Raw genomic sequence first — 21,368 nt, 5'->3', positions numbered from 1 at the left:
AGGAATGGAACAGGCCGTTATGCGGCCGGCGGAGGTGCGCGCGGAGCGGCGGGGGAAGGCGAACGATGCCGCGAAGCGGGCAGCAGGGGCTGAGGAAATTCCGTCTGGGATACGGCGGGAGAGGCATCGGGGCAGAAAAGCCGGGGCAGAAGTGCCGGACCGGTGCCGTCGGGAAAAGGCTTGCCGGAGAGGCCGGGTTGTTTTTCACGGAAACCGTCATCGACCGCAACGATGCAGTCCGCGGCGTCCGCATAGCTTGACTCGGGCTGAGCGGCGATCACGCCGCCGGCGGGTGCGCCGTAAGCTTCAAGCCCCGGAACGTGCAGGCCGAACTGCGGGTCTGGCTGGCTGGTATGCGCGTGCAGCAGCGGGGCAAAAAATTGCAGAATGACCAGCAAAAGCGGTAAAAATGAACGACTCGATAACAACATGGGGGTGACGATGGAATCGGTTCCCGCATTATACGCTTTAAACCGAATTCAAATCCGAAATTTAAGTGGCTGCCGGCCGGTTTTGGGAAGCGGAACCGGCGTCATCGAAGCGTAGGATCACCGATCCGAATCCGGTAAGGCAGCGTTTCTCGATTATTTGACCGCGCTTGGACAACGGCTTTTCCTCCCTTGTCGCGGCCATTGTCGAGGCTCTCGCCGTAAAAGGATGCGTCGGCCCCTGACGCAAGGACATCCGTCAAAGGATGGGGCCGATTCGCGTTCCGCTAGAGCATTTTCATATCGTTTTTTAGGGAAGTCCTTACCGTCTGAAGGGTGCCCTGCCGTTAAGTCCAACCTCGTAGGGTACGCTGTGCGTACCCTCAATGTCGAAAGGTACGCACAGCGTACCCTACGAGTGCAGTCGTCTCAATCCCTGACCGGGGCAGGCTCTGCCGGAATGACGTGCTTTCCTTACGAAGGCCATAGACCCAAAGCGAAAATGCTCTAGTAACGGGGATAATAGCCGTAGTATCCGCCCCAGAAATAAGGATACCCGTAATAGCCCGGATAGGGATAGAAGCCGCCGGGGCCGAAGCCGCCGTTGTAATAATAAGGCATGCGTTCGTATTGGGGCCATAGATGCAGCGTAGTGGCCTGGAGCGCCGGCAGCCTGAGGTTTTTTTTCCCAACCATCAACGCTTCGTCGCCCTTCAGCACTCCGGCCGCAGTGACCTCTTTATCTTTCTCATAGATCGCTGGATCGAGAAACGTATTGCTGTAGATGTAAAAACGTCCTTGCGGCGGTTTGTCCCGGACCGGGCGCCCGTAGCTGTTCAGCGGATAGGCAATGACCTGGAGCCGGCTGAACGATTGCTCGTTCAGCACGTCAATGATCACCCCTCCCCAGCGCACCGGATATTTCCGGTAGTGGGCAATATCGCCGGTTGCTTGGGAATACGAAATATCGACCGCGGGCGGGTTTTCAATGGCCGGCGGCAAGGTGGAGCAGGCGGTTAACGACAAGCAGAGAATGAGCAATGGCAAATACTTCATCGGAGGGTCTCCATAGCCGGTTTGAAGAGGATATTTCGCGGTTTAAAAAATTTTCGATCGGATATTAGCGGAGTTATATGGTAAATTGTCAAAAAAAGAACACAAATTAAGACTTTGAATGAGGGGAATAATTTTCTTGAACGGTTGTTATTTTTCAAGGCGTCCCCATAATTTTTACTCCTAAAGAATAGTGCCGAAGGTTCCTGAAATGGACACGCAAAAAGATTTAGACATACAACAACCCCGATTGCTGCTGCCGGTATTGCCGCTCCGCGATGTGGTGGTTTATCCGCACATGGTGATTCCGTTATTCGTCGGCCGGGAGCGTTCAATCGATGCGCTGGACGCGGCGATGAAGGAAAACAAGCAGATTCTGCTGGTCGCCCAGCGCGAAGCGGAAGTCGACGAGCCCGATTTCGATGACCTTTACCGGGTCGGTACGCTGGCCAATATTTTGCAGTTGCTGAAACTGCCCGACGGCACGGTCAAGGTGCTGGTCGAAGGCAGCGAGCGCAGCCAGGTTTTAAAGTATAAGGAAACCGGCAGTTATTTTTCGGCCTCCGTTGCCACCATCGAAGAACAACTCGTCCTGTCCGAACAGGAGCAGGAAGTCCTGCAGCGTACCGCGATCAGTTCGTTCGACCAGTACGTCAAGCTGAACAACAAGATACCGCCCGAAGTGCTGAATGCGCTGGCCGGCATCGACGACCTGAGCCGCCTGGCCGATACGATCGCCGCGCACATGGCGTTGAAGGTCAACGAGAAGCAGGCGATCCTCGAAACGGTGGAGATCGGCAAGCGCCTGGAAAGTTTGATGACTTACATGGAAAGCGAAGTCGATCTGCTCGAAATGGAAAAACGCATCCGTGTGCGCGTGAAGCAGCAGATGGAAAAGAACCAGCGCGAATATTACCTGAACGAGCAGATGAAGGCGATTCAGAAGGAGCTGGGCGAAATCGAAAATGCGCCGAACGAAGTCGAGGACCTCGAACGCAAGATCGAAGAAGCCGGCATGCCCAAGGAAGCCAAGGCCAAGGCGCTGGCGGAGTTGAACAAGCTGAAGCTGATGTCGCCGATGTCGGCCGAAGCGACCGTGGTCAGGAACTACATCGACTGGATGGTCAGCGTGCCGTGGAAGCAAAAGACCAAAGTCCGCAACGATCTGAAAATCGCAGAGCAGGTGTTGGAAGAGGATCATTTCGGGCTCGAAAAGGTCAAGGAACGGATTCTCGAATACCTGGCCGTGCAGCAGCGCGTCAAACAGCTGAAAGGGCCGATCCTGTGCCTGGTGGGGCCTCCGGGCGTCGGCAAGACCTCGCTCGGCGAGTCGATTGCGCGCGCGACCAACCGCAAGTATGTGCGCATGGCCTTGGGCGGGGTGCGCGACGAAGCCGAAATTCGCGGGCACCGGCGCACCTATATCGGCTCGATGCCGGGCAAGATCCTGCAGAATCTTGCCAAGGTGAAGGTACGCAACCCGATGTTTCTGCTCGACGAAATCGACAAGATGGCGGCCGATTTTCGCGGCGACCCGGCCTCGGCCTTGCTGGAGGTGCTGGACCCCGAGCAAAATCATACGTTTTCGGACCACTATCTGGAGGTCGATTTCGACCTGTCCGACGTGATGTTCGTCGCGACCGCGAATACGATGAACATTCCGCCGGCGCTGTTGGACCGGATGGAGGTGATTCGTCTGGCGGGCTATACCGAGGACGAAAAAATCAATATCGCGATGCGTTACCTGATTCCGAAACAGATCCGGAACAACGGCCTGAAAGTGCACGAGATCGAGATCAGCGAGGCCGCCGTGCGCGACATGATCCGCTATTACACCCGCGAAGCGGGCGTTCGGGGCCTGGAGCGCGATATTTCGAAGGTTTGCCGGAAAGTGGTCAAGTCGCTGCTGCTGGAGCCGGCCGGACGCAAGATGGAGGTCACGCCGGAAAATCTGGACAGCTTCCTGGGGGTTCGGCGTTTCGATTTCGGCTTGGCCGAAGAGCAGGATCAGATCGGACAGGTGACCGGCCTGGCCTGGACCGAAGTCGGCGGCGAACTTTTGACGATCGAAACCGCGGTGATTCCAGGCAAGGGCAAGCATTCTTCGACCGGTAAGCTCGGCGAAGTGATGAAGGAGTCGATCGAAGCGGCGATGACCGTGGTCAGAAGCCGTGCGAAGGCTTTCGGCATCGGCAACGACGTGTTCCAGAAAAACGACATCCATATTCACGTCCCGGAAGGGGCGACTCCGAAAGACGGCCCGAGCGCGGGCATCGGGATGTGCACGGCGATCATTTCCGCGCTGACCAAAATCCCGGTCCACGCAAACGTGGCGATGACCGGCGAAATTACGCTGCGCGGCGAAGTGCTGCCGATCGGCGGCCTGAAGGAAAAACTGCTGGCCGCCCACCGGGGGGGGATCACTACCGTGCTGATTCCGGCCGATAATGCGAAAGATTTGGCGGACATTCCGGAAAATATCAAACAAAATCTGGATATTAAGCCGGTGCACTGGATCGACGAAGTGCTGGCGGTTGCCTTGCAGTATCTGCCGACACCCGCGGCGAGCGACGAGGCCGAGGAAAAAAGTAAGGCCGACCTGGATTCCGTGAAAGTAAAAAACCAGGGAGTAACCGCGCATTAAGCTTTGCCGCTTTTTGCGGCGAAAGCGCGGAAATGCAGTTATTTCAAGCGTTCCAGGCTTGACAGTAAGGAATCGCGCTTGATATAACTGTAGCTTCCTGTGTGGTTTTCGCGCCCATAAGGATTGAACCGGGTTTTACTGAACGAACATAGAATAGAACTTCCTAAGGGGGAACAATAATGAATAAATCGGAATTAATCGACGCAATCGCACAGTCTTCCGGCTTGACCAAGGCTGACGCCGGTCGCGCTCTGGACGGCTTCACCAAAGCCGTGGAAGAAGCCCTGAAAGCCGGCGATTCGGTCACGCTGGTCGGTTTCGGCACGTTTTCCGTGAAGGAAAGACCCGAGCGCAAGGGCCGTAATCCGCAGACCGGAGAAGAAATTACGATCAAGGCTGCAAAAATTCCTTCATTTAAGGTTGGCAAATCTTTAAAAGATGCTGTATAATGGCAATCTTTAAGTCGGGTGCTTAGCTCAGCTGGGAGAGCATCGCCCTTACAAGGCGAGGGTCGGGGGTTCGAACCCCTCAGCACCCACCAGACTTTGGAGCGGTAGTTCAGTTGGTCAGAATACCGGCCTGTCACGCCGGGGGTCGCGGGTTCGAGCCCCGTCCGCTCCGCCAAAACAAGAAAGCCCCGTACCTTTCGGTCCGGGGCTTTTTTTTTAATCGGGTTTTGCCGCACTGCGATAAAGTCAAGGTCCTCCGCGAGGGAAGGGCAAAGAGGAAATGAATACAGGGACGCTTTATTGATCCTTCTCTTTCCGGAGGAGGAAAATTTCAGTCATTGGCTTGACGGCAATGGGGCTTTGCCTTCAATCGAGGGTTTCTTTAAGGTAAAAAGCATATGCTGACGACAATCAGAGAAAAGACGCAAGGCGCGTTCGCATGGGTCATCTTGCTGGCGATCGGTATCCCGTTTGCGTTATGGGGCATCCAGAATTATGTTGATGCCGGGAAAGTTGCCTCGGTAGCTTCGGTAGGCGATAAAGATTTTTATCAGAACGACGTAAACCGGGCCTATGAGCAGTATGCGCAGCAGTTCCGCGGCCTGGGCATCGACGAACGGACGTTGAAAGCGCAAGCGCTCGACAAGCTGATCAAGGACGAGGTCCTGTTGCAATATGCGCATGCGAAAGGTTTGGTCGCGACCGATCAGGAAGCGCGCGATTTCATCAAAAATCTCGATTACTTCAAGGTCGACGGTAAATTTAATGAGCAGCGCTACAAATCGCTCTTGAGTGCGCAAAGGATGAATTCGAACGAATTCGTGGCGAGAATCAAGAATGCGCTGATCATGGAGCAACTGCAAGAAAGCGTTTCCGATACCGGTTTTGCGACGCCTTACGATGTCGAGAGTTTTTTCAAGATTCAGAATCAGCAGCGCGATTTCGACTATGTCACCGTGGCGTTGCCGAAGCTGACCGAACAGCCTTCCAACGAAGAAATCAACGCTTATTACCAGCAGCATCAGGATCGGTTTAAAACGCCTGAGCAGATCGCGGTCGCCTACGTGGAGTTGTCGCTGGATGCGATTTCGCAGAAGGTCGAAGTCACCGAGGACAAGCTGAAAGCGTACTACGCCGAGCAAAAGGATCAGTACAGTACGCCGGAACGCCGCAAGATCAGCCATATCCTGTTCGCGGTCAATAAGGATACCGACGAAAAAGCCGTGCTTGCCAAGGCGCAGAAAGCGAAAGCCGAACTGGCGAACAAAGACTTCGCGAAACTGGCCGCCGAAGTATCCGACGATAAGCTGACCGCGAAGAACGGCGGCGATTTGGGCCTGTTCAATGCCGGCTCGATGGAAAAGGCGTTCGAAGAGGCCGTCGGCAAGCTTAAACTGGGCGAAGTCTCCGAGCCGGTCAAATCGTCGTTCGGCTATCATCTGATCAAGGTGACCGAACTGGTGCCGGGAGAAACGAAACCGTTCGACAGAGTGAAGGCCGAAGTCGAGAAGGCTTACCGGAAAGCGCAGGCCGAATCGGTATTTTACGATTCGGGCGAAAAACTGGCCGAGATGAGTTACGAAAATCCGGATAATCTGGATGCGGTCGCCAAGGCGCTGGGGTTGACGGTGAATAAAACCGACTTCTTTACCAAGGCGACCGGCGTCGGCATTGCCGCGAATCCGAAAATCCGCGAAGCGGCGTTTTCCGATGAAGTGCTGCAAGGCAACAATAGCGCGCCGGTCGAAGTCAGCCCCGAGCATGTGGTCGTGCTTCGCAAGCTCGATCATAAACCGGCCGCGATCCAGGCGCTGGACAGCGTAAAAGCCGGCATCGTCGCGCAACTGCAGACGGAGAAGGCCAAAAAGCAGGCCCTCGAAAAAGCGCAAAAACTGAAGGAAGCATTGCGCTCCGGCGAGACGCTGGCGAATCTGGCCGCGAACGAGAAGCTCGAAGTGAAAACGCTGACCGGCTATACGCGCAGCAAGACCGAGATACCCGACGCGCTCAGCGAGGCGGTATTCAAAGCGGCGAAGCCTCAGGCAGGCAAGCCGACGATTCTGGTTGCCGAACTGCCGGACGGCTCGCAGGCCGTGGCCAGCCTGACCCAGGTGGCGCCGGGCGTGATGAGCGAGGACGACAAGAAGAAAATGGATCTGGCGACCAAGAATATCGCCAGGGCTTTCGGACAGGCCGACTTCAATGCGATGCTGGCGACGCTCGAAGCCGATGCGGATATCGAGATCAATCAGTCCGCCGGCGAGGCCAAAACGCAATAAAAAATAAAAAGGGAGCTTCGGCTCCCTTTTTTTGTATGTCCTGATGATGGGACATGGCCACCCCTACCTGCCTTATTGTCGAAAGGCCGGCCGGGCATTGAAAACTTGGCAGGCTAGGCCGGAAAGCCATTTTCGGTTGAACTCACCCATTGAAAATCAATCCCTGAAGTTGATGTACTGCAGAGGCATCTCCAGCTTCTCCTGCTTCAGCATTTGAATCACCTCCTGCAGATCGTCGCGCTGTTTGCCGGTCACGCGGACCTGATCCCCCTGGATCGCGGCCTGCACTTTCAATTTTTTGTCCTTGATCATTTTGACGATTTTTTTGGCCAGCGCCGGATCGATGCCCTGTTTAAGCGTGATTTCCTGGCGCACGACCTTGCCGCTCGCTTTAGGTTCCGCAATGTCCAGGCAGCCGATATCGACGCCGCGTTTGGTCAGCTTGGTCTGTACGATATCGAGCATTTGCTGCAGTTGAAATTCCGAGCCGGAGGTCATCAGGAGCTTATTGTCGTTCAGTTCGTAGCTGGAGTGGGTGCCTTTGAAGTCGAAGCGGGTCGAGACTTCCTTGTTGGCCTGATCCACCGCGTTACGGGCTTCCTGTTTATCGAATTCGGAAACAATGTCAAAAGAGGGCATTTCGAAAGAGCGGCTGGTTAGAAAAGAAGATTTTACTATAATTCATAAGGAATAGGCCGCGAGTCTATCGGAATCAGTTTGTGCCCCAGCTATACCGAAATCCATGCATACTTTTCTAAGCCTTTGCCTGTGTCGATGTTGCCTGCTGATGCATCGGGCGCAGTGCTTTTTGTTTCCCTCTACAATCAATTCCGGATGAAGTCGAGGCAATCGAATGACCCGGACGACTTTCCGTTCTTACCGCCTCAAAATATGGTTGCCGCTGAGCAGTTTTTTGCCGTTTATTGGTTTGCTGTCCGGTGTCGTAGGGCTCGATTACCACAATACGCGGGCGGTTGATGCGCCAGCGTACCGAAGCGGCCGTCCTGGATTTTTTAAAACGGCTGCAGTCAAAAAAATATCGGAAAACGATCCTTCGGTTAAAAATCCGTTGTCCGGCGAGGGTGAATTGACGCGGCTTGGACGCATTCTGGAATAGAACCATCAGGTTCTACAGCATACCCTAAAAGTGCTCAAGCAGCGCGAACAGTTGTTGGCGGTGACTTTGCAGGCGATTGGCAACGGCTTGATCACGACCGGCAGACAGGGTTCCATCACCGGAATGAATCCGATTGCCGAACAGTTGACCGGCTGAAGAGGCCGTCGGCCAGCCCGATCGAGACGCTCTTCAACATCATGGACTTGGATACCGGAGAAACCATTCTCTCGCCTTGCTCAAGGTTTTTCCTTTATCTCCCGGCCCACAAGATGTTGCCGGGTAAAATCGCCGATCACCGCAATGCGCGCCAGGCGGACCGCTTCGCCGATCTCCGGTCCCTTCAGGCCGCCGTTCAGTATGGAGGCGGTATCCGCCTCGGCGCCGGCCCGCGCCGCGCCGCGCATGAATTCGGCTTGCGGGTAGGGCCGCCCTTCAAAGCCCTTGCGGCCTCTGGCATCCGCTTCGCACGCCGCTAAAAAATCGTCGAGCGAATGGCGAGGTTTGAATGCTCCTAGCGTGGCCAGCGTATCGGTCAGGGTGCCCGGCCGCAGTTCGAACGCCTTATGGCAATGGGTATGAAATTTGGCCACCTGCAGCGCCAGCGTCTTGAACGCGTTCGGCACGCGCAGGCGCGCGCACATTGTTTCCAGCACGCCGAGTCCGAGCTGCTCGTGGCCGTAATGATGCGGCCAGTTGTTCTTCGGCGTGACCCCTTTGCCCAGATCGTGCGTCAGCGCGGCGAACCGGACGACGGGTTTATCGGACAGCCGTGCGGCCTGTTCCAGGCACATCAGCGTATGCACGCCGGTGTCGATTTCGGGATGATGCTTCTCGGGCTGCGGCACGCCGAACAGGCGGTCGATTTCCGGAAACACGGCAGCGAGCGCGCCGCAGTCTCTGAGCGTCCGGAAAAATGCGGCCGGGCCGGGCTCTTTCAGGGCTTTCGCCAGTTCGGCCCAGACCCGTTCGGGGACCAGGAAGTCGGCTTCGCCGGCCGCGACCATCCTGCGCATCAGCGCGAGCGTTTCCGGCGCGACCGTAAAGCCGAGACGCTGATAGCGCGCTGCGAAGCGGGCAATCCGCAGAATTCGTACCGGATCTTCCGCGAAAGCCGGAGAAACATGGCGCAAAATGCGCTTTTCAAGATCGGCGCGGCCGCCGTACGGGTCGACCAGTCGGCCGTCCGCGGTCATCGCCATCGCATTGATCGTCAGATCGCGGCGCAGCAAATCCTGCTCCAGGGTGACATCCGGCGCCGCGTTCACCGCAAACCCCCTGTAGCCGGGCGCGGTTTTGCGCTCGGTTCGGGCCAGCGCGTATTCTTCGTGGCTGTCCGGATGCAGGAACACCGGAAAATCCTTGCCTACCGGCCGAAATCCCCGGCGGATCATCGACTCGTTCGTTTCGCCGATGACGACCCAATCGCGTTCTTCGACCGGAAGCTTCAGCAAACTGTCGCGCACTGCGCCGCCGACCAGATAAATTTCCATATGCGATGACTTTATTGATGAAGCTTCTTAGCATACCATAGACGGCGAAACGGCGGCAGCCGATAGCCGTCAACGGGTTCGGGAGAAAAAGTGAGCGTTTTATTTTCAGCCGCCATGCTGCTGGGTGCCGTGGCCGGCTTGTTTGCGGGACTTTTCGGCATCGGCGGCGGCCTGATCATGGTGCCGGTGCTGGCGATGTTGTTCGCGGCGCAAGGGTTCGCCCCGGGGCAGGTGATGATCATGTCGGTCGCGACTTCATTGGCGACGATCATCCTGACCTCGATCGCGTCGGTGATCGCGCACCATCGGCTCGGCGCGGTGATCTGGGACAAGGTTTGGCGTCTGGTGCCCGGCATCATGGTGGGAGCGGTACTCGGTACGGTGATTGCCGACCGGATTTCGGGCGAGGTATTGCGGATCGTGTTCGTTATCTATCTGTTGTATGTCGCGCTGCAGTTGGCGCTGCAAAGAAAGCCGAACGTCGGCGGGAAACCTTCTTCGCGGCTTCAGGATCATGCGATGGCCTTGTTGACCGGCAGTCTATCGGCCATTATCGGGATTGGGGGCGGCTCGCTGACTGTGCCGTATCTGGTGCATTTCCGGATTCCCATCCGGAATGCGGTCGCGGTGTCCAGCGCCTGCGGGCTGCCGATCGCGATTGCCGGAACCGCCGGTTATATCCTGCTGGGCTTCAAGGCGCCGCTGTTGCCCGAATGGAGTTTGGGGTATATTTATCTGCCTGCGTTCGCCGGAATCGTATTGACCAGCGTGCTCACCGCGCCGATCGGCGCGAAGCTGGCCGGGATCGTTCCGGCGCAAAAACTGAAACGCTATTTCGCGTTGTTGTTGCTGATCATGGCGGCCAAAATGATCTGGCTCTAGCCGGATTCGCTTTACATGCATGACGATTTGGGTATTGAATGAACAAAAATTGGCTGGAACGGATAAGGTTGACTCCCCGCATAGGGTTCTTTCTGGGATTCTTCGGCTGCGTTTTTCTGTTGTCGATGGGCGCTTATTTCCAGTTCGTCGGCGGACTGGAGCCATGCCCGTTGTGCATCTCCCAGCGTATCGGGATCTTGCTGACCGGGATCGTTTTCCTGATTGCCGGACTGCATAATCCGGGCCGCGCCGGCATCAAAGCTTATGCGATTTTGGGAACGCTCGCCGCACTGGGCGGCGGCGCGGTGTCGGTCCGGCATGTCTGGCTGCAGCATCTGCCGCCCGAAGAGGTGCCCGAATGCGGCCCGGGGCTCGAATACGTCTTCAACAATTTTCCGCTGACCGAAACGCTGAAACTGATGCTGAGCGGTACGGGCGATTGTGCAAAAGTCGACTGGACTTTCTGGGGGCTGAGCATGCCGGCCTGGACCTTGGTCGCCTTTTTGATGCTGGCCGCGCTGAGCCTGCTGCAGTTCTGGAACGCCAGGCCGCGTGGATCGGAATCTTCGAGGGACTGATTCCGATCGCCTCATTCTAAGTGCGGCAGCGGCGTAGCCCATCCAGGCTCCGGCAAAACGGAGCATTCGCCGCATTCGACAGGGGGAAGCCGGTTTTTCGTTGGCCGTTTTTATCTAAAACGGCGCATTTTCTTCCCGGGCTTGACAAGTTATGCACCGGTTTGAACTTGTGCTTCGGCGCCTGCTTTTATTGGCCTAATATTTTTTTAAATCAAGGCTTTCGCTTTTTTATATCTTTCTAAGTTATTGATATAAGATAAAAATATTGCGAGGCCAATTTTTGGCCAAATTAACAAAACCACAATAAAAACCGCAATTAAGCGTCATTGGAAAGTATTTTTCCACAGACTTATCCACAGCTTTTGTGGGTAACTCCGAGTTGTTCTCAAGATAGAGCCACTTAGCGGTCATTTTTAATTCCCGTTTCAATTTGTATGGCAAAGTTGCAGGAAAAGGCAGCGCCGATTCTCCGCGTGGCGGTCGATGTGCCGCTGTACCGTTTATTCGATTACGAAATCCCGGAAACAATCGCCGCGGAACGGCTGAAGCCCGGCCTTCGCCTGTCGGTGCCGTTCGGCAGGGTTCAAAAGACCGGTTATCTGGTCAGCCTGGAGGAGCGCAGTGAAGTGAGCGGAGTCCGGCTGAAACCCATAGCCGGCGTGCTCGATCGGGAACCTTTGCTGTCGCCGGGCGATTTGCGTCTCCTGCATTGGGCGGCGCGCTACTATCATCATCCGCTCGGCGAAGTTTTTGCTTCGGCGTTTCCCTCGGGGCTTCGGCAGGGCAGGGCTGCCGTGCTCGGGCGGCCGGCACGGTATGTGCTGACCGCCCAAGGCCGGGAGTTCGAACCGGGATTATTGCAGAGAGCACCGAGGCAGAAGCTGTTGCTGGAAGCATTCCGGCAGTGCCCGGACGGTCTATCCGAGGCCGAACTGGCGGCGTCGGTCGATAATTGGCGGCCCGCCCTGAAGCAACTGGCGGCAAAAGCGCTGTTGCAGCTTGATGATGCCGAGATAGCGTTCGCCGTTGCCGAATCGCCGCCGGTCAAAGGCAATCCGGTCGTATGCAACCCCGAGCAGACGGCCGCCGTCGCCGAGGTTTGCGCGGGGCTTGACCGTTTCGGCGTATTCCTGCTCGAAGGCGTGACCGGCAGCGGCAAAACCGAAGTGTACATGCAGATCATTGGGAAGGTGCTCGAACGCGGCCTGCAGGTGCTGGTGCTGCTGCCCGAAATCACCCTGACGCCGCAGCTCGAGAACCGCTTTAGGCAGCGTTTTGCGGTCGAGATCGAAGTCTCGCACTCGAAACTGACCGACGCCCAGCGCCAGCATGCCTGGCTATCGATGCAGCAGGGCTCCGGCGCGATTCTGCTCGGCACGCGCTCGGCGCTGTTTACGCCGCTGCCGAGGCTCGGCCTGATCATTCTGGACGAGGAGCATGACGCCTCCTTCAAGCAGCAGGAAAGCTTTCGTTTTTCGGCCCGCGATGTCGCGATCGTCCGCGCCAAACTGGCCAATGTGCCGGCGTTGCTCGGCTCGGCGACGCCCTCGCTGGAAAGCCTGTATAACGCGCAAGCGGGGCGCTACCGCCTGCTGCGGCTGCCTAACCGCGCCGGCAACGCGGCGGCGCCTGCGGTCCGCTTGCTCGACATCCGCAACAAGCCCCTGCAAGAAGGCATTTCCGAACCGTTACTTGCGGAGATCCGGCAGACGTTGGAGAAGGGCGAACAGGTGCTGTTGTTTCTGAACCGGCGCGGCTTCGCGCCGAGGCTGATCTGCCACGACTGCGGCTGGGTTGCTCGTTGCACTCATTGCGATGCGAATCTGGTGATCCATTTCCGCGAACAAAAGCTGCGCTGCCACCATTGCGATGCCGAACAGCCGCTGGTCAAAAGCTGCCTTTCGTGCACCGGCAGCACCTTGAGGCCGCTCGGACTCGGCACCGAACGGGTCGAACAAATCCTGCCCGGGCTGTTTCCGGATAAAGCGGTCGTCCGGCTCGACCGCGACACCACGCAGCGCAAAGGCTCGCTCGAAAACTACCTGAAGCAGATCAACGAAGGCCGGGCGGACATCATCCTGGGCACGCAGATGCTCGCGAAAGGCCATCATTTTCCGAATGTGACCCTGGTCGCGATCCTCGACACCGACAGCGGTCTGTACAGCATCGATTTTCATGCCGCCGAAAGACTCGCGCAGATGATCGTCCAGGTGATCGGGCGCGCCGGCAGGGCGGACAAGCCCGGTTCCGTCATCCTGCAGACCCGGCATCCCGGGCATCCGTTGTTGACCACGCTGATTCGCGAGGGTTACAACGGTTTCGCGAGGCAGGCATTGGCCGAGCGCAAGGCGGCCGCGCTGCCGCCGTTCAGTCATCAGGCGCTGTTTCGGGTTCAGGCGGGCGATCCCTTCAAACCCAAGGCGTTTCTGGAAGCAGTGAAGAATCTGGCCGCCGCCGGGCAGACCGGCGGAACGCTGGTGCTGGGGCCAGTGGCCGCGCCGATGGCGAAGCGGGCCGGTTCGTACCGTTACCAGCTGCTGCTGCAGGATGCGAACCGCCAGGCGTTGCAGCGATTGCTGGATCGCCTGCTGCCTGAAATCGACAAAATCAAAAAGGAAAAAAATCTGCGCTGGTCGCTCGATGTCGATCCGGTGGATTTGTATTGATGGGAATAGGGCTTGCTGCTCAAAGAGCTGCCCCTCCTCCGGGAAATCCGCGAGGAGGGACAGGCAGGGCCGTTGCACCGTATTGCGCGGTTTGACCGGCAGCCTGGGCGCGGGGGCTGTGCCTGCCTCGGCGGCAGAGAACCTCCGAGCGTCAGGGAAAGTCGGCCCTTGCTGCTGCCGAATCGCTTTGCCTCGATGGGGGCCGTTGTCGATGGCGATTGAATGTTCGCCATCTTTCGGGGCCGTTGACACGAAAGCGGTAGCCGTCTGTGAATCGACAGGCGTCGATAATGTTCAAGCATATCCCGTGCCATAGGGTGTTTTCTAGAAGAAATGAGGCAAGCGCCGGGCGTTTTCCCGGTTTTTTTCAAACCTTTTTTTGGAAGCGATGCGACAGGCTGCACTAAAACAGGGAAAACGGGTACGAAACTGCACTATCTTGACCACGGGCTGAGCCCCGGAACCCTTCCAAAGCGGCGACGGGTCGCCGGCCCGCCCGCATTCGCCGCCGAATCCAGAGCGCGTGACTCCGCAAGCCTGATCATGACCGAATGGATAATCGGGTAATTTTGATAGATAATGCGTAGATATTTTCCGATTCTTTTACCCGTTTTTACCCGTAATGAAAAAAAAATTAGAGGTACTGTTACGCCAGGCCGTCGATACGTTGAAAAACGACGGCACATTGCCGCAGGATGCCGATCCGGCTATTAACATCGAGCACAGCCGGGACCCGGCGCACGGCGATTTTGCATCGAACCTGGCGCTGGTGCTGGCTAAAGCCGCCAAGTCGAATTCCCGCCAGTTGGCCGAGAAGATCGCCGCCGCGCTGCCGGAAGACGATGCGGTCACCCAGGTGGAAATTGCCGGCCCCGGCTTCATCAATTTTTTTATCGATCCGCACGGACAGTACGACACCATCAGGACGATTCATGACCGGGGCAGTGAATTCGGATTAAGCAAGACGGGAGTAGGCAAACGGGTTCAGGTCGAATTCGTCTCGGCCAATCCGACCGGTCCCTTGCATGTGGGGCACGGGCGCGGCGCGGCCTACGGTTCGGTTGTCGCGGACCTGCTCGAAGCGGCCGGTTTCGACGTGCACCGCGAATATTACGTCAACGACGCGGGCCGGCAGATGGATATTCTGGCGACCAGCCTCTGGCTCCGCTATCTCGAAGACTGTGGCGAGGTGCTGCATTTTCCCAGCAACGGCTACCGCGGCGAATACGTGCGCGACATTTCCTCGGCCATTCACCGTGCTTCGGGCGATGCGTTCCGTTTTCCGGCTCAGGCGGTGTTCGAGGATATTCCGCCCGACGAAGCGCAGGGCGGCGACAAGGAAATCCATATCGACGCGCTGATCGCCAGGGCCAAGAAGCTGCTCGGCGGCGCACATTACGAGCATTTTTTCCAGGCCGGCCTGAACGACATTCTGGACGACATCCGGGACGATCTCCGGGAATTCGGCGTCGAATACCAGGAATGGTTCTCCGAGCGCCGCCTGATGGCCGACGATTCGGTCGCGAAGGCGCTCGACCGGCTGCGCGCCGGCGGCCATCTTTATGAAAAGGACGGCGCGGTCTGGTTCGCATCGAGCCGGCTGGGCGACGAAAAGGACCGCGTGGTGCAGCGCGAAAACGGCCAATACACCTATTTCGCGTCCGACATCGCCTACCACATGAACAAGCTGGACCGCGGCTTCGAAGAACTCATCAATATCTGGGGCGCGGACCATCACGGCTACATTCCGCGGGTCAAGGCCGCGATGACCGCGCTGGGCGCCGACGCGGACAAGCTGAAGGTGCTGCTGGTGCAGTTCGCGACCCTGTACCGCGGCGAAGAAAAGGTGCAGATGTCGACCCGCTCCGGCGAGTTCGTGACGCTCAGGCAACTGCGCAACGAAGTCGGCAGGGACGCGGCGCGCTTCTTCTACGTGCTGCGCCGTTCCGAGCAGCATATGGATTTCGATCTGAAACTGGCGACCTCCCGAACCAACGAGAACCCGGTGTTCTACGTGCAGTACGCCCATGCGCGGGTGTGCAGCGTGTTTCGGCAGCTCGACGAAAAAGGGCTGGACAGGGACCTTGGGCTCGGGATGGACAGCCTGGGTTTGTTGAAGGAAGAGCACGAGCTGAATCTGGTGGGCCGGCTGTCGCGTTATCCGGAGATACTCGAACGCGCCGCGCTGCAGCACGAGCCGCACCAGTTGATCCTGTACCTGCGCGAACTGGCGAACGATTTCCATGCTTACTATAACGCGCACCCGTTTCTGGTCGAGGATGCGCCGCTGCGCAACGCCCGCCTGAACCTGATCGCCGCGGTCAGGCAGGTGCTCGCCAACGGCTTGGGGCTCTTGAAGATCACTTCGCCCGAAACGATGTAACATGCCCAGAGATTACAAATACCGAGCTCAAGACCCCCGCGAATCCGCCCGCAGCCGAAGGCCCAGGCAGAAAGACGGCCTGGCGTTGTGGCGCTGGATGCTGATCACCGCGTTGATTATCGGCTTCGTGGTCTTTTTGTTCTATCTGGCCAGCAAGGGAGCTCGAAACGGGACTCCTTTACAGGCCGGCAATGTGCCGGTTACCGAAAACGCGGCATCCGGCCCGACGGCTAAGCCGGAAGATAAAAGCACGCTGAAGGTCGAGGCGGTGCCCGAGCCGAAAGGCCCTCAGTTCGACTTCTACACCTATCTGCCGAAAAAAGAGATCGTCGTGCCCGATCATGAGATCAACACGCGCATGCGCGAGGAGCGGGTCGGCAAAGCCAAGGCGGCGCGCTATATTCTGCAGGTGGGGTCGTATAAAGACGCGGCGGAAGCCGACCGCCTGCGCGCCAAACTGGCTCTGATGGGGATCGAATCGCGGATCGAGAAGGCCAAGGTCGGAAACGTGACCTGGCACAGGGTGACGCTGGGTCCTTATACGCGCATGGCCAGCGTCGGCGTGATCCGTTCGCGCTTGCGCCAGAACGGTATCGATACGATCGTGGCCGAATACGGGCAATGAACGCTCGTCCGCGTAAACGGATTTTTCAGTCAGTGGCGTCTTTGCCTTGGCGGCAAAGGTGCTCCGTTTGCTGCTGGTAGGTTTTCTTGATGCCGGACTTCCTTGATCCCGTCAAAGGTCCGACTGTTTGACCGGGGACCGTGCCAGCCGGTGCCGACAAGTCCGAGCTGCTCGCCGCCGGTTTACTTGCGGTGCGGCGATCGAATCGGATTGACCGCGTGGCGGCGCCGGTCCGGAATGAAGACTGTTTCTTTAGGCGCTAAATGCAATGCCTGAGCTGGAAAGCGCATAGCGGCCGTCTCGATAATCCATTCATAGCTTGTCACGGCATTATTTTTGCCAATACCGTCACAAAATCGCCAAGAATTCGGAGCGGTTTGCAAAACAAGCGAGGCCGTACCGGTGTTCTCTTTGTTGTTATATTAAGCTTTTGAAAAATAATCATTATTTCGACTAATAAAAAGCAAGGATCGGCGGCCGTTAGACAAAGGCGCGGGAGAGCCGGTGTCAGGCAGAAATACAGACGCTATCTGTTGAATCATAGCGGCAGAGGCCGATTTCCAGGACTTACAGCATTGTTTTCGGCAGCGATTTCCCGGCGTTGACATAAATTTGATGTCTGCTAAGTTTGGGTTAAGGAAAAAATCGAGCAAAAGGCTGGGTTTTTCCGAGAAAAATCCTTTTGCTGACCCAGCTTGGCGGCGGTCATCGAAGGCGCTCGAAACCATCGGCGCGCATTCGGCCGAATTCGGGACTATCGGATACGTGAGCGTCGGAACGGTTTTTTACTGTGCGGCGGGTCATCGGAAGGTCGAGGTAGTACGGATCGGGCGAAGGCGAACCGAAGTCCATTCGCTTGAAATTCCGGCCTGATAAGAACAATAAGCCGAGACAAGGCAAAAATTAGAGGAGATCATCGATGCAAGATCTATTTCGACGTTTGGTCGGGAGAATGCTGGAGCAATATGCGACAGTGCTTTTCGTGCTGGCCGGCGTAGCCACCATTACCTATTTCGTTCTCATTACCGACCTTCGCAGCCAGGAAGGCAATGCGCTTCTCGTGAAAATGAGCACCGAACAAGGCAAGGTCGTTCAGGACATCAACGTGATGCTGAGCCAGAAAGTCTTTGCCGGACTGAACGGCATGGACCGCAAGCCGGACGGAAAAATACTCGTCAGTTTGAACGAACTGGAACAGATGCACATGTCGCTGCGGGACGGCGACCGCTACATCAGGGAAGGAGACCGGCTGATGCGCGTATCCGGGAATCTGCCGGCCGATCTCAAATTCATCTATTTCAACAAAAGCAAGCCGCTCGATCATCTGGTCAGGGACTATCTCGCCCTGGCCCGTAAAATACAGAGAATTCCAGCGAAAGAGCTTCTCCCTTCCAATCCGGATCTGCAGAAATTATTGTTTACGCTATCGCCGTTGCTGTTGGAGGATATGAATAAAGTCAGCTCGATTTATCAGCGCCAGACCGAATTCATGTTGGGCAGTACCGCCAACAAACAGCATCTGATGTTTGCGATTCTGCTCGCGTCCCTGGCACTGGTCGGCGTGCTGCTGCTGCAGCCGATGGTGCAGCGCCTGAAGGAAAGCGCGCTGAAAATGCGGCAGGAAAAGGCATTCGCCGATAACGTGATCCATACGACCCAGGCATTGATCATCGGCCTCGATGCGGACGGTAAAATCGTTTTATTCAATCATCATGCCGAGGAAAATACCGGCTGGCCGGAAACCGAACTGAAGGGCAAGGATTTTTTCGACCAATTTATCCCCACAGAGGAACAAGCTGAACTGCGCGCGCTGTTTTCCGGCATGATGGCAGGGACCGTCGAATTTGCCGAAGCAACCGAAACGCGCATGCGGATCAGTACCGGCGATTATCTGCATGTCGTCTGGAATCCCACCGTGATCAAGAATTCCGCCAGCGGAATGCCGATGATGTTTCTGAATACCGGCATCGACATCACCGAGCGCAAGGAAGCCGAGAAAAAAGTGCAAAAGGCTCATGCCGAACTGGCGCAATTGAGCGCCCGGCTGCAAGGCGAGGTCAATCTGGCCGCTACCCTGCAGCGTTCGATACTGCCGCAGCCCACTATCGAATTGCCCGGTCTGCAGGGCGTCGCGAACATGCTGACTTCGAGCGAAGTCGGCGGCGATTACTACGACTACTATAAAGTGAGCGGGCACCACAGCATTTTGATGGTCGGCGACGTCAGCGGCCACGGCGTTGCGGCCGGCACCATGGTGGGCGCCGCGAAGGCGGGCATATATCCCTTGATCCACGAAGGCGTGACCAGTCCGAGCGAGATACTCAACTCGCTGAACGATACGATGCGCGCGACGGCGCAGCAATCGTTGCTGATGACGATGGCTTGTTTGAGTCTGGATGCGCACACCGGCAAGCTGGCATTTGCGAATGCCGGCCATGTTTTGCCGTATTTATTGAAGCGCGGCGCCCAAAGTTGGCAAATGCTGGAAGCATCCGGTCTGCCGTTGGGGAAGAGCGCCGATTCGGACTATCAGGAGTCCGTGCTCGAATTGACGCTGGAAGTTGGAGACCGCTTGTTTCTCTATACCGACGGACTGGTCGAGGAAGAGTCCCCCAGCGGGGAGCCTTTCGGTTATGACCGCCTCGAAGCGATTCTGAACGCCAATACCGATGTCGAAGACGCGGAGCAGTTGCGCAATCGGATCCTGGACGCGTTGAGGCGGCACTGCCGGAGCATGCTGTATTCCGACGACGTGACGATGATGATCGTGACGCACAGCGACCGCGTGGCGCAGACCGCCGCCAGCAATGAAGTCAGCGATATCATCCGCATTTCGGAAAACTTTTATCGCCAGGGCGACCACCCGATCCCGCGGATTGCGAAGGAATATGTGGTATTCCTTGCCGAACAGGATTATTCCGACCTGTTGCCGCGCTTCAGCCAGGACGGCATTTGCCGGATCCTGCCCAGGCACGACGATTTTTGCAAAAAGTTGGGCTGGAACCACTTGCTGAACCAGCACAACGAATCGCCCGACGACGATTTGTATGCGTTGATGCCCGGCAGGGCGCAATATCGCCATTTTCAATTGACCCATACGGACGACAAATCATTTATCGTGGAAGAGATTCATGCCTGGCTGAAAGATCAGGGACATATTCCCAAAGACCAATTGGACGCCTTGATGATGGTGCTGGACGAGATGACCGAAAACAGCCTCTATGCCGCGCCGCGGGACGGCAAAGGGGTTGCTTATTACGTCAAGGGCGAATCCCGTGAATTGTCGTCGCATGAAGAGGTCCGTATCGACATTGCGGTAAGCGAAGACATCCTCGGTTTGATGATCACCGACAACTGGGGCACCCTGACGCCCGGCGTGTTTTTGAAAAACCTGGCGCACGCGATGTCCGAAGGCGTCGAAGCCGGCGTCGGCGGCGTCGGTCTGTACATGATGTGGCGGATGTCGGATTATTTGCAGATCCGGGTGCATCCGCAGAAACGCACCCAGGTGACGACCCTTTGGGATTTGCACGGCAGCGTCGATATGGGCGTGGAGTCCGGCCTTCAGTTTCTCTATCACAGCGAGTATGAATCGGCTTATCAAATGAGGGCATCGATATGAGCGGCATGATCAGCAGTTTTTCCATCCAGCCCGTTTCCGAGCAGGACAACCGCTATTGTTACAATTTCATCGGTTCGATCGATGCGCATGCCAATCCGGTGCTGGAGCCGTTGACCGCCATACCGTCGAAGGCGCATGTGTTGCTGGACTTCAGCCAGGTCGATCGGGTCAATTCGATGGGCCTGTCGCTGTTGCTGAAATTGTTCGAAGAATGGGAGCGGAAAAAAATCCGCGTGGAGGTGCAAAGCCTGGACCGGATGATCAGCATGTTGTTCAAAATTACCGGCCTTGGACGCTTCGTCAAGTCAGACGGTCATTCCGCCGCCGCGGACGCTTTGCCCGCGGCCGCCGTTCCCGCGCCGCGGGACGCCGAGGCCAGACAGAAAAGTCCGGATGCCGCGCACGACAAGTTGAATTTCGTGGCCAGCCTGCAGTCGGGGCACCAATTGACCGGTTGGTATCTGCTCAATACGTATCTGCAGCGCCGCATGAAAAAAGCGATCCATTTCGAACAGTCGGCGGAGCATCTGGACGGCGACTACACCGACCTGTTGTTCGCAAAACCGTTTGAAGCTTGCGCAATGATCAAACGTTACGGTTTCGTGCCGGCGATGCGTCCGATGGCGGAGGTCGACGAAGTGGTTCTGCTGACCCGGGTGGATGATCGGCGGACCTTGCCCGAGTATCATGGGGTGTGCGTAGGCACGGCGACGAAGGACAGCTTTGTGTATTTGCTGGGCCGGTTTTTATGCGACGAAAGCGGTATCGACTCGACGAAATTTACCTACGATTTTGCCGGCAATGAAATCAAGGTACTTCAATCACTGATTCGAAAAAAATGCGATCTGGTTTTCATGCTGAAAAAATCGTACGAAGGGCTTTCTTCGTTCAGCCGCAACAATGTCCGCAAGCTTGACGAAAGCGAAACTCACTTCGCCTGCCATCTTTTTTGCGTGGCCCCTCATCTGCAAGATGAAGGCAGGCTGCTGGCCGATATTTTGAAGGATATGGAAAACGACGAGCAAGGCAGAACGATTCTGCGCGACATCCAGATCAGCGGCTGGTGCAAACCTGAACCGGGCGAAGTTCAGATGCTGCAAATGGTATATGACCGCTACGCCGGTTAGGAAGCTTTAAACCGTTGAGTCGGTG

The 21,368-nt window shown here is 56.9% G+C and carries 16 protein-coding genes and 2 tRNA genes; 13 read left to right on the top strand and 5 right to left on the bottom strand.

Annotated features, from left to right (window positions below; all coding sequences use genetic code 11):
- Positions 1 to 17: 17 nt before the first annotated feature.
- A complete protein-coding gene (locus tag METAL_RS20130; RefSeq protein WP_005374063.1) occupies positions 18 to 431 on the bottom strand; it encodes a hypothetical protein in 414 nt (137 codons plus the stop codon).
- A gap of 504 nt (positions 432 to 935) precedes the next feature.
- Positions 936 to 1,484: a Slp family lipoprotein gene (locus METAL_RS16315; protein ID WP_005374062.1), complete on the bottom strand. Its 549-nt coding sequence runs from the start codon at positions 1,482 to 1,484 to the stop codon at positions 936 to 938.
- 208 nt (positions 1,485 to 1,692) lie between these two features.
- On the opposite strand from METAL_RS16315, the gene lon reads away from it, so the two are divergent.
- The 5 genes from lon to METAL_RS16290 all read left to right on the top strand — a co-directional run bounded on the left by lon (position 1,693) and on the right by METAL_RS16290 (position 6,853).
- A complete protein-coding gene (gene lon, locus METAL_RS16310; protein ID WP_005374060.1) occupies positions 1,693 to 4,125 on the top strand; it encodes an endopeptidase La in 2,433 nt (810 codons plus the stop codon).
- A gap of 179 nt (positions 4,126 to 4,304) precedes the next feature.
- A complete protein-coding gene (locus tag METAL_RS16305; protein WP_005374059.1) occupies positions 4,305 to 4,574 on the top strand; it encodes an HU family DNA-binding protein in 270 nt (89 codons plus the stop codon).
- Positions 4,575 to 4,590: 16 nt separating this feature from the next.
- Positions 4,591 to 4,666 (top strand) — tRNA-Val (locus tag METAL_RS16300).
- 6 nt (positions 4,667 to 4,672) lie between these two features.
- A tRNA-Asp gene (locus METAL_RS16295) sits at positions 4,673 to 4,749 on the top strand.
- A 223-nt stretch (positions 4,750 to 4,972) separates the two neighbouring features.
- Positions 4,973 to 6,853: a SurA N-terminal domain-containing protein gene (locus METAL_RS16290; RefSeq protein WP_005374058.1), complete on the top strand. Its 1,881-nt coding sequence runs from the start codon at positions 4,973 to 4,975 to the stop codon at positions 6,851 to 6,853.
- 156 nt (positions 6,854 to 7,009) lie between these two features.
- Here the strand turns inward: METAL_RS16290 and METAL_RS16285 are convergent, their stop codons facing one another.
- Both METAL_RS16285 and METAL_RS21170 read right to left on the bottom strand, forming a co-directional pair.
- Positions 7,010 to 7,492: a YajQ family cyclic di-GMP-binding protein gene (locus METAL_RS16285; protein WP_005374057.1), complete on the bottom strand. Its 483-nt coding sequence runs from the start codon at positions 7,490 to 7,492 to the stop codon at positions 7,010 to 7,012.
- 115 nt (positions 7,493 to 7,607) lie between these two features.
- Positions 7,608 to 7,976 carry a hypothetical protein gene (locus tag METAL_RS21170; RefSeq protein WP_213069406.1) on the bottom strand — a complete coding sequence of 123 codons (369 nt, stop codon included), beginning with the start codon at positions 7,974 to 7,976 and terminating at the stop codon, positions 7,608 to 7,610.
- 24 nt (positions 7,977 to 8,000) lie between these two features.
- Between METAL_RS21170 and METAL_RS21875 the strand changes: the two genes are divergently transcribed.
- Positions 8,001 to 8,126, top strand: coding sequence for a hypothetical protein (locus tag METAL_RS21875; protein WP_281023967.1), 126 nt, complete (start codon positions 8,001 to 8,003; stop codon positions 8,124 to 8,126).
- Positions 8,127 to 8,206: 80 nt separating this feature from the next.
- On the opposite strand, the gene METAL_RS16275 is transcribed toward METAL_RS21875, so the two are convergent.
- Positions 8,207 to 9,460, bottom strand: a complete 1,254-nt coding sequence (locus METAL_RS16275; protein WP_005374055.1) for a multifunctional CCA addition/repair protein — start codon at positions 9,458 to 9,460, stop codon at positions 8,207 to 8,209.
- Between the two features lie 114 nt (positions 9,461 to 9,574).
- Between METAL_RS16275 and METAL_RS16270 the strand changes: the two genes are divergently transcribed.
- The 7 genes from METAL_RS16270 (at position 9,575) to METAL_RS16240 (ending at position 21,343) form a co-directional block, all read left to right on the top strand.
- A complete protein-coding gene (locus METAL_RS16270; protein WP_005374054.1) occupies positions 9,575 to 10,342 on the top strand; it encodes a sulfite exporter TauE/SafE family protein in 768 nt (255 codons plus the stop codon).
- A gap of 38 nt (positions 10,343 to 10,380) precedes the next feature.
- On the top strand, positions 10,381 to 10,920 hold the full coding sequence (locus METAL_RS16265; RefSeq protein ID WP_005374053.1) for a disulfide bond formation protein B: 540 nt from the start codon (positions 10,381 to 10,383) through the stop codon (positions 10,918 to 10,920).
- A 434-nt stretch (positions 10,921 to 11,354) separates the two neighbouring features.
- Entirely contained in the window at positions 11,355 to 13,586 is a 2,232-nt protein-coding gene (locus METAL_RS16260; RefSeq protein WP_005374052.1) for a primosomal protein N', read from the top strand.
- A gap of 622 nt (positions 13,587 to 14,208) precedes the next feature.
- The gene (gene argS, locus METAL_RS16255) at positions 14,209 to 15,969 is read left to right on the top strand and encodes an arginine--tRNA ligase (RefSeq protein ID WP_005374051.1); all 1,761 of its coding nucleotides are present in this window, start codon (positions 14,209 to 14,211) and stop codon (positions 15,967 to 15,969) included.
- A gap of 1 nt (position 15,970) precedes the next feature.
- The gene (locus METAL_RS16250; protein WP_005374049.1) at positions 15,971 to 16,594 is read left to right on the top strand and encodes an SPOR domain-containing protein; all 624 of its coding nucleotides are present in this window, start codon (positions 15,971 to 15,973) and stop codon (positions 16,592 to 16,594) included.
- 919 nt (positions 16,595 to 17,513) lie between these two features.
- Complete coding sequence (locus METAL_RS16245) at positions 17,514 to 20,216, top strand: PP2C family protein-serine/threonine phosphatase (protein WP_005374047.1); 2,703 nt, start codon at positions 17,514 to 17,516, stop codon at positions 20,214 to 20,216.
- A complete protein-coding gene (locus tag METAL_RS16240; RefSeq protein WP_005374045.1) occupies positions 20,213 to 21,343 on the top strand; it encodes a PhnD/SsuA/transferrin family substrate-binding protein in 1,131 nt (376 codons plus the stop codon). The genes METAL_RS16245 and METAL_RS16240 overlap by 4 nt, the downstream gene beginning before the upstream one ends.
- Positions 21,344 to 21,368: the final 25 nt, after the last annotated feature.

Source organism: Methylomicrobium album BG8 (genome assembly GCF_000214275.2).
GTDB classification, from domain to species: Bacteria; Pseudomonadota; Gammaproteobacteria; order Methylococcales; family Methylomonadaceae; genus Methylomicrobium; species Methylomicrobium agile.
Note: the sequence above shows the minus strand (reverse complement) of the source record. Positions and strands in the feature narration are given on the sequence as shown.